23 protein-coding genes are annotated in these 12,821 nt (G+C 63.5%); all 23 read right to left on the bottom strand.

Annotated elements, in window-relative coordinates; all coding sequences use genetic code 11:
* Window positions 1-312, bottom strand: coding sequence for a VpaChn25_0724 family phage protein (locus tag NN5_RS12680; RefSeq protein WP_067734472.1), 312 nt, complete (start codon window positions 310-312; stop codon window positions 1-3).
* Complete coding sequence (locus NN5_RS12675; protein ID WP_067734471.1) at window positions 309-698, bottom strand: hypothetical protein; 390 nt, start codon at window positions 696-698, stop codon at window positions 309-311. The genes NN5_RS12680 and NN5_RS12675 overlap by 4 nt, the downstream gene beginning before the upstream one ends.
* The gene (locus NN5_RS12670; protein WP_157081122.1) at window positions 695-1,114 is read right to left on the bottom strand and encodes a hypothetical protein; all 420 of its coding nucleotides are present in this window, start codon (window positions 1,112-1,114) and stop codon (window positions 695-697) included. The genes NN5_RS12675 and NN5_RS12670 overlap by 4 nt, the downstream gene beginning before the upstream one ends.
* Before the next feature lies 1 nt (window position 1,115).
* Entirely contained in the window at window positions 1,116-3,518 is a 2,403-nt protein-coding gene (locus tag NN5_RS12665) for an SGNH/GDSL hydrolase family protein (RefSeq protein ID WP_067734469.1), read from the bottom strand.
* Complete coding sequence (locus NN5_RS12660) at window positions 3,511-3,732, bottom strand: hypothetical protein (protein ID WP_067734468.1); 222 nt, start codon at window positions 3,730-3,732, stop codon at window positions 3,511-3,513. The genes NN5_RS12665 and NN5_RS12660 overlap by 8 nt, the downstream gene beginning before the upstream one ends.
* A gap of 7 nt (window positions 3,733-3,739) precedes the next feature.
* Window positions 3,740-4,261, bottom strand: a complete 522-nt coding sequence (locus tag NN5_RS12655; protein ID WP_067734467.1) for a hypothetical protein — start codon at window positions 4,259-4,261, stop codon at window positions 3,740-3,742.
* Window positions 4,261-4,932, bottom strand: a complete 672-nt coding sequence (locus NN5_RS12650; protein WP_067734466.1) for a glycosyl hydrolase 108 family protein — start codon at window positions 4,930-4,932, stop codon at window positions 4,261-4,263. Before NN5_RS12650 ends, NN5_RS12655 begins: the two co-directional genes overlap by 1 nt.
* Before the next feature lie 61 nt (window positions 4,933-4,993).
* A complete protein-coding gene (locus NN5_RS12645; RefSeq protein ID WP_067734465.1) occupies window positions 4,994-5,374 on the bottom strand; it encodes a hypothetical protein in 381 nt (126 codons plus the stop codon).
* Window positions 5,374-5,532 (bottom strand): hypothetical protein, encoded by a 159-nt coding sequence (locus NN5_RS25855; protein WP_157081120.1) that lies wholly within the window; start codon window positions 5,530-5,532, stop codon window positions 5,374-5,376. The genes NN5_RS12645 and NN5_RS25855 overlap by 1 nt, the downstream gene beginning before the upstream one ends.
* Window positions 5,532-6,251: a regulatory protein GemA gene (locus tag NN5_RS12640; protein WP_067734464.1), complete on the bottom strand. Its 720-nt coding sequence runs from the start codon at window positions 6,249-6,251 to the stop codon at window positions 5,532-5,534. Before NN5_RS12640 ends, NN5_RS25855 begins: the two co-directional genes overlap by 1 nt.
* Window positions 6,244-6,423 carry a hypothetical protein gene (locus NN5_RS12635; protein WP_067734463.1) on the bottom strand — a complete coding sequence of 60 codons (180 nt, stop codon included), beginning with the start codon at window positions 6,421-6,423 and terminating at the stop codon, window positions 6,244-6,246. Before NN5_RS12635 ends, NN5_RS12640 begins: the two co-directional genes overlap by 8 nt.
* The gene (locus NN5_RS12630) at window positions 6,420-6,773 is read right to left on the bottom strand and encodes a type I phosphoribosyltransferase (RefSeq protein ID WP_067734462.1); all 354 of its coding nucleotides are present in this window, start codon (window positions 6,771-6,773) and stop codon (window positions 6,420-6,422) included. The genes NN5_RS12635 and NN5_RS12630 overlap by 4 nt, the downstream gene beginning before the upstream one ends.
* Window positions 6,770-7,735, bottom strand: a complete 966-nt coding sequence (locus NN5_RS12625) for an AAA family ATPase (protein ID WP_067734461.1) — start codon at window positions 7,733-7,735, stop codon at window positions 6,770-6,772. The genes NN5_RS12630 and NN5_RS12625 overlap by 4 nt, the downstream gene beginning before the upstream one ends.
* 73 nt (window positions 7,736-7,808) lie before the next feature.
* Complete coding sequence (locus NN5_RS12620) at window positions 7,809-9,791, bottom strand: transposase domain-containing protein (protein ID WP_067734460.1); 1,983 nt, start codon at window positions 9,789-9,791, stop codon at window positions 7,809-7,811.
* Complete coding sequence (locus NN5_RS12615) at window positions 9,791-10,255, bottom strand: hypothetical protein (RefSeq protein ID WP_067734459.1); 465 nt, start codon at window positions 10,253-10,255, stop codon at window positions 9,791-9,793. The genes NN5_RS12620 and NN5_RS12615 overlap by 1 nt, the downstream gene beginning before the upstream one ends.
* On the bottom strand, window positions 10,242-10,469 hold the full coding sequence (locus NN5_RS12610; RefSeq protein WP_067734458.1) for a hypothetical protein: 228 nt from the start codon (window positions 10,467-10,469) through the stop codon (window positions 10,242-10,244). Before NN5_RS12610 ends, NN5_RS12615 begins: the two co-directional genes overlap by 14 nt.
* Complete coding sequence (locus NN5_RS12605) at window positions 10,462-10,659, bottom strand: hypothetical protein (protein ID WP_067734457.1); 198 nt, start codon at window positions 10,657-10,659, stop codon at window positions 10,462-10,464. The genes NN5_RS12610 and NN5_RS12605 overlap by 8 nt, the downstream gene beginning before the upstream one ends.
* A complete protein-coding gene (locus tag NN5_RS12600; RefSeq protein WP_067734456.1) occupies window positions 10,652-11,542 on the bottom strand; it encodes a DUF5131 family protein in 891 nt (296 codons plus the stop codon). Before NN5_RS12600 ends, NN5_RS12605 begins: the two co-directional genes overlap by 8 nt.
* A complete protein-coding gene (locus NN5_RS26330; protein WP_067734455.1) occupies window positions 11,535-11,831 on the bottom strand; it encodes a hypothetical protein in 297 nt (98 codons plus the stop codon). Before NN5_RS26330 ends, NN5_RS12600 begins: the two co-directional genes overlap by 8 nt.
* Window positions 11,828-12,085, bottom strand: a complete 258-nt coding sequence (locus NN5_RS12590; protein WP_067734454.1) for a hypothetical protein — start codon at window positions 12,083-12,085, stop codon at window positions 11,828-11,830. The genes NN5_RS26330 and NN5_RS12590 overlap by 4 nt, the downstream gene beginning before the upstream one ends.
* Window positions 12,085-12,369, bottom strand: a complete 285-nt coding sequence (locus NN5_RS12585; protein ID WP_067734453.1) for a hypothetical protein — start codon at window positions 12,367-12,369, stop codon at window positions 12,085-12,087. The genes NN5_RS12590 and NN5_RS12585 overlap by 1 nt, the downstream gene beginning before the upstream one ends.
* Window positions 12,369-12,611 carry a hypothetical protein gene (locus NN5_RS12580; RefSeq protein ID WP_067734452.1) on the bottom strand — a complete coding sequence of 81 codons (243 nt, stop codon included), beginning with the start codon at window positions 12,609-12,611 and terminating at the stop codon, window positions 12,369-12,371. Before NN5_RS12580 ends, NN5_RS12585 begins: the two co-directional genes overlap by 1 nt.
* A complete protein-coding gene (locus tag NN5_RS12575) occupies window positions 12,611-12,802 on the bottom strand; it encodes a hypothetical protein (protein ID WP_169800987.1) in 192 nt (63 codons plus the stop codon). Before NN5_RS12575 ends, NN5_RS12580 begins: the two co-directional genes overlap by 1 nt.
* Between the last annotated feature and the right edge of the window lie 19 nt (window positions 12,803-12,821).

Genomic DNA, 12,821 nt, shown 5'->3' with positions numbered 1-12,821 from the left:
TCAGCCTCTCAGCTTCGCCCGCGCGACACCCGGCGCTGTCGCGGCGCCGCGCGCCACTTCCCGGCCGCGCTCCAGCAAGTATGCGGTAAGTCCACCGCGCTTGTTGTTCTCGATCTCGATCAGGCCCTGTTCGGCCAGCCAGCTCAGATGGCCACGAAGCTGATCCATCGTGCAGGGCAGGTCCATCGCCTCGATCGGCGGCAGGATCAGCTCCTCGATCGCGCTGTTCGAGGACAGTTCGCCCAGCAGCTGCAGGACGGTAAGCCGCACCAGCTCGCCGTGGCGCGCCGTAAATTCGGATGCGAGGCTCACTTGCTCATCCCCCTTTCCACGATGAAGTCATAGAGCCGGTCCAGCTGCTTTCCGCGCTGCTCACCCGCAGACCGGCTCGCGGCGACGGCTTCTCCCAGCTTGGCCAGGTGGCGGTTCTGTTCGTCGAGCTGCTTGCCCTGATCCTCGACCAGTTTCTCCAGCCGCACGATGTCCGATGATTTGGCGGAAGACGTTTCGATATGTCCCACGCGGCGCTCGATCTTGCGCACGTCGCCCTGCATGGTTCTCACATCGCCCTCCAGAGCGGTGAACTTCTTGCCCAGCGTGCCGGTGCCTTCGGGGTTGGCCTGCCCGGCCCGCACGGCGGCGGCAATGCCGATGATGATGAAGACGATAACGCCCAGTTCGAACCAGTTCTCGCTCACACATCACCCCCATCGGCGGAACCGCGCGCCAGCACGCGCCGCGCCATGTCTTTCACCTGGCCGCCGGCCAGCTCGATCAGCGAATAGCCGGAGAAACCCACGCCGATCGCGATGACGAAGGCGAACAGTGCGCCCGGCCGGCTGTCCAAGATCCACAGCTCGACCATGATCAGCAGGATCGCCGAGACCAGCAGGAACAGCGGCAGCCCCAGCGCCTGCTCCTGCTTACGCACCAGCGGCCGCGCCATGACCACGCCCAGCAGGCCGAGCACGCACGTGACCGGCGGCACGATGAAGCCGCCGAGCCGGAACGCGAAGGCATCGGCCAGGCGTGGGACCGGGTCGACCGCGGCAGTGACGGCGAGCATTGGCAACCAGCCCGCCGCGAACTTAGGAAAAGACACCGATGCGATCACGCTAGAACCCGCCGAAAAACTGGATGGCAATGGGCGTCAGGATTTCCGTGTGTCCCAAGTCTCCGGGATGCAGACCATCGGCGAGAAAGTTACCGACGAACGGAGGTCGGGGCAGGAACTCACGGAAATCGAGATATTCCAGGCCCTGTTCGATAGCGATCTGCTCGCGAACAGCATCAATCTGCTTGAGGTCAAGCCACTGCGGCGGCCCCCACTGCGCCCCGCCGTAAGTGGGCCATGGCGATATGTTGCTGCGCAGAAATATTGATGCGCTTGGGAATGCAGTGCCGAGATCGTCGATAATCTGGTTGAGCCTGCCCGCGAAAGTATCATTGCCGGGATAGAGATCGGTGCTCGAACCCACTGTCAGCAGCGCATCGTTCTCGCCAAAACCGATGATGATCTTGGTCAGACCCGCGAGTGCCAGAGCATCGGTGCGCACGCTGTTTTCGTCCGCAGCCCAGCCTGTGATCAACGATCCCGGAACGGCGAGATTGTGCAGGGTCCAACCCAGATAGTCGCGGGTCTGCTGCCAGACACCGTAATGCGCATCACCGCCGGACGCACTGGCGGCCCCTCCAGCATCGATCGAATTGCCGATGACAAGCACGATTTCATCCGTCTGGCTGTCAGCGGCTGCCGCAGGGCTGGCGGGCACCGTCAGCGCAGTGGCGAGATCCGTTAAAGCGCCTGCGCCGGATGGCATTTGACCTAACGGAACTTTGCCGCTGGCATCCAGAGAGGCCGCGCCATTCGCTTTGCCCAGATATCCAACTGTTACGACCCCGTCCTTGGTTTGGACGGTGTATTCGATCTGGACTTCATAGTCGTCGTGGGCTCCCCAGGTCCCGCTGGTGATGTTCTCACCGACTGCGGGGGACGTGATCGGCTGTGTGCTCTTGTATCTGACAGTGTTTCCGGCAATCGCCGCCGCGTCGATCCCGACGGCAATGCCTTTTCCGTTTCCGCTAACCTCGGTGTCAACCGTCGCACCGACGCCAGAGCCGATCGCGATGGCGATGTCGTCTTCGAGCGACGCGACCCATTCATAAGTTCCGGTATCGGGCGCGGGAATTGCATCCGAATGCCACGTGACTGCGCCACTGTCATCATAGGCCCAGAATGCGACGGAACGTGCCGCAGTGGCGCCTATCGTCTTCACGCGGGCCGATTGCAGCTTTCCCGCGACAGTAGAGATATCCGAGGTGCAGGTAATCGCGAGACGACCCGCCGCCTCCGCATAACTCGTTGTCAGGCGGCCGAACGTCTGTTCCGTCGTTTCATCCGCAGGACGGCGCTTGCTGCCGGAAATAGCGTCCGGCATAATCTTCATCGGTGCACGCGCATTTGCATCCAGCTTTGCCCAGCCGTTTGCCTTGTTCGCCCAGCGCGTCGCGACAAGGGCCTGTTTCGGCGAATGCACTGCATAAATCGCGGGAAGGTAGCGCGTCGCGGAAGTATATCCCTCCGTGCCCGCATCATACGTTTCGCCGACCGTCAACTGCGGCAGGAGAGCCGTTTGATTGTACAAAATCTGGCCGATAGGGCCATTGGCCTGATTGTCGCGGACCAGAATGCCATCGGCGGCGAGTGCGGCAGAGTTCCAAATGCCGAGGTAGTCTCCGGCCTCTGTCAACAAATAGTCTGGCAGCGAAAACAAAAGTTCACCCGCTGCGCTGGCATCAATCACCCCGCTCGCCCACTTGAGCAGACCGGTGATGTCAAACAGGTAGAATTCAGCCAGACGGCCGGCGAGCGCGGTGGAAAATTCCGTGCCGATGATCCGAATGATCCGGTCCGCAGCAAAACTCAGCGCTGGATCATTGACGATCACGACTTTGCGGAAATTCGTGGAGACCACACCCGCCGCCGGAGACGTAGTGCCAAGGCTGGTCAAGACCTCTTCAGGCGCATCGGCCTGGTCCGATGACTTCGCGATATCGGCGATGACCCGCTCTTTGGCCGTCATGATCTTGGCATCAGCGCCTTCGGCGAGAACGCTGACCGGATCGCCCGGCTGCAGCGCAGTAGAGATGGCATCGACTGATGCAGTCAAAGAAGCCTGGATGGCCTGCACGGCTGCGAGTACCGCTTTACTTAGCTGTTCGAACTGCACCCATTCACCAGCATCGACAGCACCGGTCTTGCGCCACCATCCGCATTTTAACGGATCGGGATCGTTGTCGACCAGGGCAACAACATCCTCTGCCCAGGCCAGATCCAGCTGCAGGGTAGCCTCGTTAGACTTCACTAGACCCGCCGCGATCAATTTTATCAGCAGGGAATTATAGCTCACCTTCTGCAGCGGACCGCCCTCGACTTGTACGAAGACGAATGCATTTTCCGGAACGGTGCCAACGACCGGGACTTGATCGGGATTCACTGTCTGCAAGTCGTCAGCCATGTGCGCATACCTTCTGTGCGTCTAAGAGAGTTCCGAAGAGACCGTTCGCCCAGGCGGTGAACTCTCCCAGCCATGACATGCCTGCCGCATTTCCGCGCAGCTCGGCGCCATCGGGTACGACCGGACGCGGAGCGATCGGCGCATCCATTTCAGCCGGACAGGCCAGCTTCACTTCAATGTGGCGCTCGATCACGGGCGCCGGGGCGCTGGCCACGGCGCCGTCAGTTAGCGAGTTGCCGCAGGCAGGCAGCATCGCAAGTGATGCTGCCGTCAGGCCCACGCGGCTGAGCCGCGACCACGTTCTGCGCATTGTTCCTCCTGGTCTGTTCGGCGCGTCCGCGCGCCTCGGCGCGCGCGATCGCGGCGCCGGTATCCTCACGCACCTGTGACAGCTCGGCCGTCAGCGCGATCACTTCGTCGGCCCGGGCGTCGAGCTGGGCGATCAGGCGCCGGCTGCCGGCGTCGCACTCCTGGTTGGCATCGTGCCGCGTTTCCGGCCGCAGTTCCGGCAGCAACGCCGCCTGGCACAGGATCGAGTGCCGATCGGCCATCACGCGTGCCTGCACGTTGGAGCCGCAATCCTTGAGCGGTTCGCTGGCGGAGATCGCCGCGCTTTCGCAGCGGGCGGCTTTTTCGGCCAGATCCTTCTGGTGGAAGCGGTCCTTTGCCAGGAACAGCAACGTGCCCAGCGCAAGCGCGCCCAGCAGGCTGCCGGCGAGGCGCGCGGTCTGCAGCCAGCCCATCACAGCCGCCCCAGCCGTTCAGCGCGGGCCAGCCAGCCGCGCCGGTACTTCTGCTGGCTGGGAAACCGGGCAATGATCGCGCGGTAGCGGTCGCGCACGGCATTGCGGTATTCGCGAATGATCGCGGGCATTCCCAACGCCGGATACTTCAGAACCCAGTCCTCGGCCTCGCGGCTGATGTCGCCGAGCGTGCCGTCGACCTTGAGCAGGTCCGGCGCGCTGTTCGATCCCATCTTCGTGCGGGCTTCGGCCAGGCAGGCGTTAAGCGCGCGCTGCAGCAGCTTCTTCGCCGCTGTCCGGCCGCCGTTCACGCCCTGGTCGAACAGCATTTCGCCGATCGGGCGCGGATGGCTTTCGCAGCCCAACGGCACCCAGAAACAGCGGTGATAGAGATAGACCGCATCCCCGCGCGTCAGCAGGCGCACGTCGTGGCCGTCGATGTCGCCATCCATGTCGAGGTCGAAGTCGGCCTTGCCGTCGCCATCATCATCGAAGGCGCCTTCGGCGGCCAGGAAGCGCAGCGACATGCCGAACTTCGTGGTGCCGCCGCGATCGGTAGGATCATTGGTGACCTTGTCGCCACCTTCGGTCACGTCGATCAGTTCATCCGACGCGTGGCGGTAGCGCGGGCTGTAGGCGGTGACGGTGATGTCTGAGGGTGCCGGTTCCATGCCCCGGCGATAGGGCTTGGGCAGTGTTGCGGGTTACATGCGCCCGCGCATCATCTACATTTCAGAGGTCGAAAAGATCGCCCTGGAGCCGGTCGCGCTCGCGCTGGAGAATCTCGTACACACGTCGTTCGCGCATTTTGAGCTGGCGCGCAATGTCGAACCGCGTCTTACCCTGATCGGCCAGCTGCAGCACGCGGCGTTCGATCACCGCCTTGTGCGGAAACGGGATCAGCGTCCCGTGGAAGGTATCGCAGACCTTGCGCGCCAGCTCCTCGCCCACGGCGCTGGCAAGGCCGGGCTCGGAGGCAGGATCGCGCGGGATGTAAAGGCGCAGGCCGATATATTCCCAGCCGAGCGCGAACGCCGCCTCCTCGCCGATCACTTCGGCCAGGTCGTCCAGGATCTGCGATCCCGTTCGCGAGGAGGCGGCGTAGGCAGCCATCACACCAGCGCCGCGATCGCGAAGGCGGCCACGATCCAGAAGCCCGCCAGCGCGATGGCGATACGGCGCCATGCACGGGCGCGTTCCGCGCGGTGATCCGCGCTGAGCGTGGGCAGGCTGTCGAAAGCTACCGTGGTGCTAAAGGGAACCTTTTTCATCATGCACCTCCTTTCCGGGCCAGCGCCGGGCGCAGGTGATTGCCCAGGGCTCCGGCCAGATTGTCGTATTGGATTTCCGAAAACGGCGCGTCACAGGCGGTGACAATGCTGCACAGGCGGTAGGCAGCTATGTCCAGCGTCCAGTCCTCGGGGATTTCGCCCACGTCCTTCAGCCGCTGCACGATCGCGTTGCATAGGCTCTCCTTCAGCCCCAGCAGCTTTAGGGCGCCCCCCCTGTGGTCGGTCTGCTTCCAGCCATTGCGCTCGGCCATGTCCTTGAGCGCCTCGATCAGCGGAGCGCTGTGCGATTGCTTCGCCCAGATCAGCCGGTCGCATTTCAGCTGCCCGCAGGCGAAGGTCTCGAATGCCTTTTCCGAAGGATTGTGGACGACGCCCAGGTGATAGAGCGAGATCCACATGGCGCGGCCCTTGCGTGCCAGCTTGTGCTGGGCCGCGCCCTTGATCCCGCTCTTTGGCCGGTCCTGCCATCCCTTTGCCTTCATGGCTTCGACCATCACGGCCATCTGGTCGTCGCTGCAGTCCTTCAGGCTGATTTTGCCGGTCGTGTCGAAAAGCAGCTGGCGATAGCCGTCCTCATCCAGCCCCTGCCGTTCCAGATCCTTCTTGGCGACGAAGATCTTGCTGCGCAGGATATCGCGGCGCTTCTTCGGCCGGTCGAACCGGGCGGGAACGGCGCGATTATGCGATGCGTTAGCCATGGATCATTCCTCTCAGCAGATTGGAAAGGCCGGCGCCGAGCAGCGTCCCCCAGCACATCGCGCCAACGGTCATCATGAGAACGAAGCCGATGTCGGTCAGATCGTCACGCAGGCGCTTCACGGTGCGGTATTCGCGGAAGACATCGCGCCATTGGTGGAAGAGGCGGATCATGCCGCACCTCCCGCCCAATCGGGTCCCTGTGCGATGATCTCGTCGAGCCAGTCGGGGCCGATAAATGGCTTTCCCAGATACGTTTCGATCTCACGGATCAGCCCGATCAGGGTGCTTTGGGATTCGATTACAATCCGGTTCTCGGGCGCCTGCCGCGGCGCGATGCCATCTTCTGTGTAATCGACGAGATTACAGCCGCATTCGAGGTAGCATTCGACGAACCCCCTCAGCTCAAGCAGCGCCCGGCTCAGCAATTCGCCGGGAACAATCAACGGCCCTTCCAGCTTGACGCGAAAACGCTTGTCCGCGCCGCCTTCGATGGCCTTGCTGACGAAGTCGCGCGCGCTCATGCCGCGATCCCTTCGTGATTACGATCGGCGATCGCTTGCTTGAGATGACCGATGTCCATCTTCTTCTGTTCGGACGAAGCGATCATGGCGGCCACCTGCAGCACTTCGGAAGCCAGTCCCAGGCCGCCGGGCTGCTGTGCCAGGCGCTGAAGCTCGACGATCATGGGACGATCCTCGATGCCCCAGGCTGCCGCCTGCATGGCCACGTCGTGGACATAGGGCTGCAGGCGCACGGGCATCATCTTGATGCGGCGCCGGAACTGCGGAATGTCGTCCTTGCCCTTGCCGTGAAAGATCAGCGTATGGAGCCGCTTGTCGCCGAAAAAGGCCACGCCCGCGCCGGTGTGTTCCTGCCAGCCCCGGATTTCTTCGAGCGATTTTACGGTCAGGTGCTGCGCTTCGTCGAAGATCAACACCGGCATATGCATCGTTCTCAGGCGCTTCATGATCCTGCGTGAGAGCGAGGAGGGCTGCCCTGCCGCATTCTCCTCACCCAGCACCTCCAGCACGGCCGTGTGCATCGGTCCGGGAGGGCCATCCGATTGAAGCAGGTTCACGACATAGACGTGAGGATATCGGCTCGCGAACTCTTTGCAGGCCGTCGTTTTCCCGCAACCAGACCCGATCGCGCCGCCTACCATCTTCCCCTTGCGGCACCAGTGCAGCAGATTGATGATTTCATCGGCGGTCTGGCTTTGGAAGAAGCCGGGAACGTCCGGCGCATCGATAAACGTGGTATCGCGGGCGATCAGTCCGGCATGGTACTTCTGCACCGCTTCCGCGATCGGCAGCTCGCGGCCCGCATAGCCCTTTTCGCTGACGAAGTTGGAAAGCGTGCCATTGGGAAAGCCAAGCCGCTTGGACAGGTCGGTGATCGACAGGCCCAGCTCGGCGCGGTGCGCCTTCAGCCAGGCGCGCTGCTCCTCAATGAATTCCTTCTTGGGAATTTCGTCTTCGGTCATCTAAGCTCTCCTTGTCCTTACAGGGATGGGAGCGCGCGGGGCTGGTTTGGCGATTGGACCCGCGCGCTTCGTTTCAGTCCTCTGGTCGCAGCCTTCCGAACAGATTCAGGATCTTGTTTTCGCCGCTGGGCAGCTGGGGCGCATCGGCGTCCAGCTTCAGCGCCGCATTGCCGCGCGTGCGGGCGATCCGCACCACTTTGGCCTCGGGCTCCTCGGCCGTGGGAACGCTGCCGTAGTGCGCGGCCACCTGCGCGGAGGACAGCAGGTCTTCGGCCTCGATCCCCTCGCGCACCTTGCGGCGCTGTTCGGCATTGAACTTGGCGGTTTTCTTCGCGCTCTCTGCGTCGAGGAAGCCCACGTCCGCCCAGCGCTTGGCACTGGTGAGATAGCGGCCGTCCAGCGCGTAGAGATGCACGTCCTTGGTCAGATCATCCGGATCGAACCGCACCGTCACCCGCTCGCCGTGGATCTGGCTGCAGCCTTCGGACCAATAGCGATTGCCGAACAGCTCGACCTCGCCGTTCTTCTTGTTCACCAGCCGGTTTTCCGCCGCCAGCAGCGCGAAACGCAGCTGCTCGGCCGTGGCCTCCTTGGTGATCGGCGCGGTTTCATAGGTTTCCGCGAAGACCTGGTCGAAGCTGCGGCCCTTGTAATCGCGGCCCTTCCGGCCGAGCTTGGCATTGTGCAGCGCGATCTGCCGGTCCACATGCGCCACGAAGTCATCCCAGGGCACTTCCCGCGTGCCATAGTTGTCCGGCTTGTTCACCGGCGAATTCCCGGTGTAGGCACCCGCGCAGAACGAATGCCGCGCGATCCGGTTGGTCAGGTCGCGCCATGCCCGCTCGATCGGCTTGGACTGGCCGTGATAGGGCAGCGCCCAGTGATGCTGGATCTTGAACCGGGTAATCAGGCCCAGCGGGTCTTCCGCCTTCACCTTGAAGCGAAAGCGGTTCTTCACGCCGCCTGTGATCCACTTTGAGGCAAAGCCGCGGCCATTGTCGAGCACGCAATGGAGCGGAATTCCCCACTTCTCGAACAGGTCGGCGAAGACCAGGCGCACGTAATGCGCGCTCTCCACCTCACACACCCGCCATGCCACGACCTTGGAGCTGCGCACGTCCTGCAGGCCCAGCAGGATCGGCCGGATCACCAGCGGCTTGCCGTTCTTGTCGCGCTTCCATGGGGACAGCACGCGCACGTCGCACTTGTGGCCATCGATGTTGACGCATTCCAGCGCGTGCAGGTGGTCGACGCTGCGGCGTTGGGCCGGGCGTGACTGGGCATCCGCTTCCTTGCCCTTGCGGAGGCGGCGAATGATGCGCGGGTCTAGCTCGCGCTCCAGGCGGCGCCTGAAAGTCCTCTCAGAGGGCAGTGAGAGGCCCATTTCGGCCGCCTTACGCGCCACTTCCTCATAGCACAGGCTCAGCGTCGGCTCCTCGGGCCGCAGCCAGTCGCTCCTGAACAGGTGCCACAGGTCGGGATGGATATCGGCCTCGACGCCGCCGCCCTGGTAACGCGGCGCCAGCGCGGGCAGCTGGTGAGCGGGGGCGACGCCGCGCACGGCCTTCAGGTAGTTCGCGATCGTGCCCACGCTCACGCCGTGCCGCGCTGCCGTTTCCGCGTTGGCGGCGGTGCGGGTCAGCCCCGATCGCACCAGCAGCTCCACATCGCGCACGATCGTCAGCCGCCGCTCGGCCTCGGCCTTCACGCTGTCCTTCTGCGCATCGAACCACCGCCATGCATCGGCATGGGGATCGAACCCCGGCGCATCGGCGGCGGGATGCGTAATCCCGCGTTCGGCCAGCGCGATCTGGGCCTGCCCCGGCAGCAACGAGACATGATACTCCAGCCCGCCGCCCCGCTTGTTCCGGGCAGGACGCGCCAGCAGTTCGCCGGTCTTGCGGTCGCAGCGCGTTTTCCAGCCTTCCTGCTTGGCGCGGCGATTGATGGACCGCTTGTCACCGGGCAGGCCGGGCAGGTTCATCTCGGCCAGCTCGTCGGCGGTGAACCATTCGCGCACCTCGGGCACAAGCATGATCTGGGCGCGCGTGGCCATCAGTTACGTCCTCCCCGGATAATCGGCGCCACACTCACCACGCGCTTGCGCTCGGCCTGCAGCTTGGCGATTTCACGATCGATGTTGCCCAGGCGCGCGGTGTGGACTTCCTCGCCGACAAGAATCGCCATGCCGCCTTCGCGCATGAGCGGATCGAGCAGGTCCTGCCGCCCGGTGACGATCACCAGCGCGATCAGGCGTGAGAATGGCACCTTGTGGTCCTCACGCGCCGGGCTGGCATAGGCATCCAGCATCGATCGCTTGATGCGTTCGCCCAGCAGCGCGCTCATCTCGGCCGCAATCACCTCGCGGGTGTGGCCAGCCATGTGCGCGCTGTTGAGGATCTCGCCGACCTTGGCATTGATGCGTTTCTCCAGTCCCGCCAGCGCCGCCTCGCCCCGGGCGGGCGCAGGCGTGGCGAAGTCGAAGCCGAACTGATCGGGATGGGGCTTAGCCTTGACCATGAGCCTCCCCGTTCGCGAGGCGGCCTTCGCCGCCAGCAGCGTGCGTTTCATCCTCTCGGACCCGTTTTGTGTTGTGGTTGGCGTAGAACAGCGCGCCGTGCTCAAGGCACTGGCGGCAGGCGTAGAAATCATGGAGCGGGTTGGCCGCCATCTTCGCCGTGATCTTCTCGGCCGTGCATCCGGGACAAGGCGTGCCTGCTTCGTGCTCAGCCATGGTGCACCTGCGGGCGATAATTCGTGGGAATGAAGTCCAGCTCTATCCCGTTCGGGAAACGCCATGCGGAATCGAAGAACCGCGCCAGCGCGAAATATTCGCCGCCGAACACCAGCTGCGAACGACCGTCGCGGGCCGCGTCGTCGATCGGCGCTAAGTCGAACGAGGGAGGGATAGCGGCATCAGACATATGGCACCCATGGGGTTGCATTGTGTTCAAATGCGTCGAGCATCCGTCCGGCAATCTTCTTGCCGACACGCACAGAGCAGTGAGCATCATCAAGATGCGCGCCATACGGTGGCTCTGGCTTCCACCAGTGCACCCGCCCATCCTCGCCGGGAGCCCACTGAAATCCGGTCGAATCGAATTGGCCTTCAGGAAGCCACTCGCCCCACTGCTTGTGCAGGTACGCAATGCCGTGCGCTGCGCAGAAATCGCGTGCTGCCCGGAACCAGTCAGGGTGTGATGGACGGGCCTTGCAGCCGCTCTCGCCGCCGCTGATCAGCCAGGACAGGAATTCCCATCCAGCCCAGTCGACGGGGCCAAGCGCCGGTTCGTAGCTCACGAACTTCTCGGCGGCCGGAATCGCCTCAAGATGCGCGCGGCGCCGGTCGGCTTCGGTCTGGTTTTCAGCCGTAACTCCGATCCATACGTTGGGATAGCCACTGCCCCAGTCCGCCGGGAGATAGGCGGGAATGTTCTGCGGGCGCTTGGTCAGGATCATCAGGATCACGTCCGGGCAGGTGCGCGCGGCGTGCCAGACGGCCTCGCGCCATTCCGGCCTGATCGACTTGTGATTGTCCCCGAAATCCGAAAGCGAATTGACGAAGATGCGCGGCTGGCGGCCATGTTTCGCGATGAACGCTGCGGCTCCGCGCTGGACCTTGCGGCAGACAATCGGGCCAGCCTTGGCCATGTCCCGGTCGCCGTGCGGCCCCCAGGTCACGCGGTGCTTGCGATGGTCCCAGTCAGATTCCGCATAGCAGTTGTCGCAGGCCAGGCTGAGCTTGGTGCAGCCGATCCAGAAATTCGCGGTGGCATCGGCCCATTCGATTGCAGTCGTTTCAGCCACGCTCGCCTCCTTCACCGTTGCCCGCGCCAGCCGAGGTTGGGAACTCGGCCGGCGCGGACGGTGCGGTCTGCACCGGTGCGACCCGTGCAGGCTCGCCGTCCGCCTGATCTTCGACCATGGCGGACGGCTTGGGGAAATGGGTGAGCGTGGCCAGTTGTCCGGCGCAGTGCGGCAACGGGTAAACCGGCAGCCGCAGCTGCTCCTCCGCAGGCCGCGCGGAATCGGCCAGATCGAGCATGTGTTCGACCACCGCAGGCGTCAGCGCGAAGGGCGCGGGTTTCAGGTTCACTGTCCCGTCTCCTTCGCAATACGGCGGATTGTCGCCCTCAGCCAGGAATTGAGCAGGCCCTTGTCGCGTGAGGCAGTGCAGTACCCCGTCACGCCGCAGCAGCTCAGCACATAGCTCCCGCCTTTGAAATCGCGCTTGGCGTTGAAGTCTCCGATCATGGAAAGGATGATCATCTCGTCGGACGAACGGTTGGCGCGCATGGTTTCCACGAACCGCTTGGCATCGATCAGCACGCGCAGTTTGATCGGAGACATCAGGCCGATACCCCCGCCAGAAAGGTATCTATGGCAGCTTTTAGATCGGCATAGAGCGCCACTTCCTCAGCCGTCATGAAGATCTGTACCTGTGGAGACCCGTTCTCGATATCCAGCACCAGCTTGAGAGCCGCTGCCAGCTCGCAGGAAACGTCGCTTTCAAAGGCAAAGGCATCGCTGAGCGGACCATCGCGCAAATAGCGCAAACATTCGGAGACGACCTTATTGGCATGATGTGCAGCGCCTGCCGCCGCAGCGTCGAGTGTAAGGGCATGTTCCATCATCAGTCCCTCATCATGTGACGGCAGTCCCAGGCGCGGAAATCGCCGGGAGCTTGATCCATCGGTTCGAAATCGGAATCGGTGCAGGCTTCCGGTGCCCGCGTGCCGCAGGCCCGCCGCCGCGCCCGCGCCTGGTCGCGTAGCTTCTGCTTCGCCTCGGCCGGCGTGCAGCCAAGCTCCAGCGCGAGCGCGAACGCTTCGCGATGTTCGCGGTAATACGCGGCAAGGGAGGCCTGCTTAGGCATCAGCGACTGGCCTTCGCATTCTGAATGGAACGGAACAGCGCCTCGCTGCCGCGTACCATCGCGGCTTCATGCTGCCTGTTGCGCCCATCGGAACCACTCAGCTTGCTCATGGCAGTACGAACGGATTGGGGCGTGATGCCCATTTCCGCCGCAATATGGCGGTGCGAGCGGCCCGCATCGCGCAGGGCCATCATTTTCTGCTGGCGTGGG

Origin of the sequence: Novosphingobium naphthalenivorans NBRC 102051 (assembly GCF_001590985.1) — a bacterium.
GTDB lineage: Bacteria > Pseudomonadota > Alphaproteobacteria > Sphingomonadales > Sphingomonadaceae > Novosphingobium > Novosphingobium naphthalenivorans.
This window is presented reverse-complemented; position numbering and strand designations above follow the sequence as displayed.

Coding starts and splice junctions, on each gene's coding strand:
- NN5_RS12645 (WP_067734465.1), bottom strand. CDS start 5,374: ATGGCTGCCTACGCCGCCTCCTCGCGAACGGGATCGCAGATCCTGGAC.
- NN5_RS12590 (WP_067734454.1), bottom strand. CDS start 12,085: ATGTCTCCGATCAAACTGCGCGTGCTGATCGATGCCAAGCGGTTCGTG.
- NN5_RS12635 (WP_067734463.1), bottom strand. CDS start 6,423: ATGATCCGCCTCTTCCACCAATGGCGCGATGTCTTCCGCGAATACCGC.
- NN5_RS12585 (WP_067734453.1), bottom strand. CDS start 12,369: ATGATGGAACATGCCCTTACACTCGACGCTGCGGCGGCAGGCGCTGCA.
- NN5_RS12610 (WP_067734458.1), bottom strand. CDS start 10,469: ATGGCTGAGCACGAAGCAGGCACGCCTTGTCCCGGATGCACGGCCGAG.
- NN5_RS25855 (WP_157081120.1), bottom strand. CDS start 5,532: ATGAAAAAGGTTCCCTTTAGCACCACGGTAGCTTTCGACAGCCTGCCC.
- NN5_RS12665 (WP_067734469.1), bottom strand. CDS start 3,518: ATGGCTGACGACTTGCAGACAGTGAATCCCGATCAAGTCCCGGTCGTT.
- NN5_RS12615 (WP_067734459.1), bottom strand. CDS start 10,255: ATGGTCAAGGCTAAGCCCCATCCCGATCAGTTCGGCTTCGACTTCGCC.
- NN5_RS12580 (WP_067734452.1), bottom strand. CDS start 12,611: ATGCCTAAGCAGGCCTCCCTTGCCGCGTATTACCGCGAACATCGCGAA.
- NN5_RS12630 (WP_067734462.1), bottom strand. CDS start 6,773: ATGAGCGCGCGCGACTTCGTCAGCAAGGCCATCGAAGGCGGCGCGGAC.
- NN5_RS12650 (WP_067734466.1), bottom strand. CDS start 4,932: ATGGAACCGGCACCCTCAGACATCACCGTCACCGCCTACAGCCCGCGC.
- NN5_RS12605 (WP_067734457.1), bottom strand. CDS start 10,659: ATGTCTGATGCCGCTATCCCTCCCTCGTTCGACTTAGCGCCGATCGAC.
- NN5_RS12620 (WP_067734460.1), bottom strand. CDS start 9,791: ATGGCCACGCGCGCCCAGATCATGCTTGTGCCCGAGGTGCGCGAATGG.
- NN5_RS12575 (WP_169800987.1), bottom strand. CDS start 12,802: ATGGCCCTGCGCGATGCGGGCCGCTCGCACCGCCATATTGCGGCGGAA.
- NN5_RS12640 (WP_067734464.1), bottom strand. CDS start 6,251: ATGGCTAACGCATCGCATAATCGCGCCGTTCCCGCCCGGTTCGACCGG.
- NN5_RS12625 (WP_067734461.1), bottom strand. CDS start 7,735: ATGACCGAAGACGAAATTCCCAAGAAGGAATTCATTGAGGAGCAGCGC.
- NN5_RS12655 (WP_067734467.1), bottom strand. CDS start 4,261: ATGGGCTGGCTGCAGACCGCGCGCCTCGCCGGCAGCCTGCTGGGCGCG.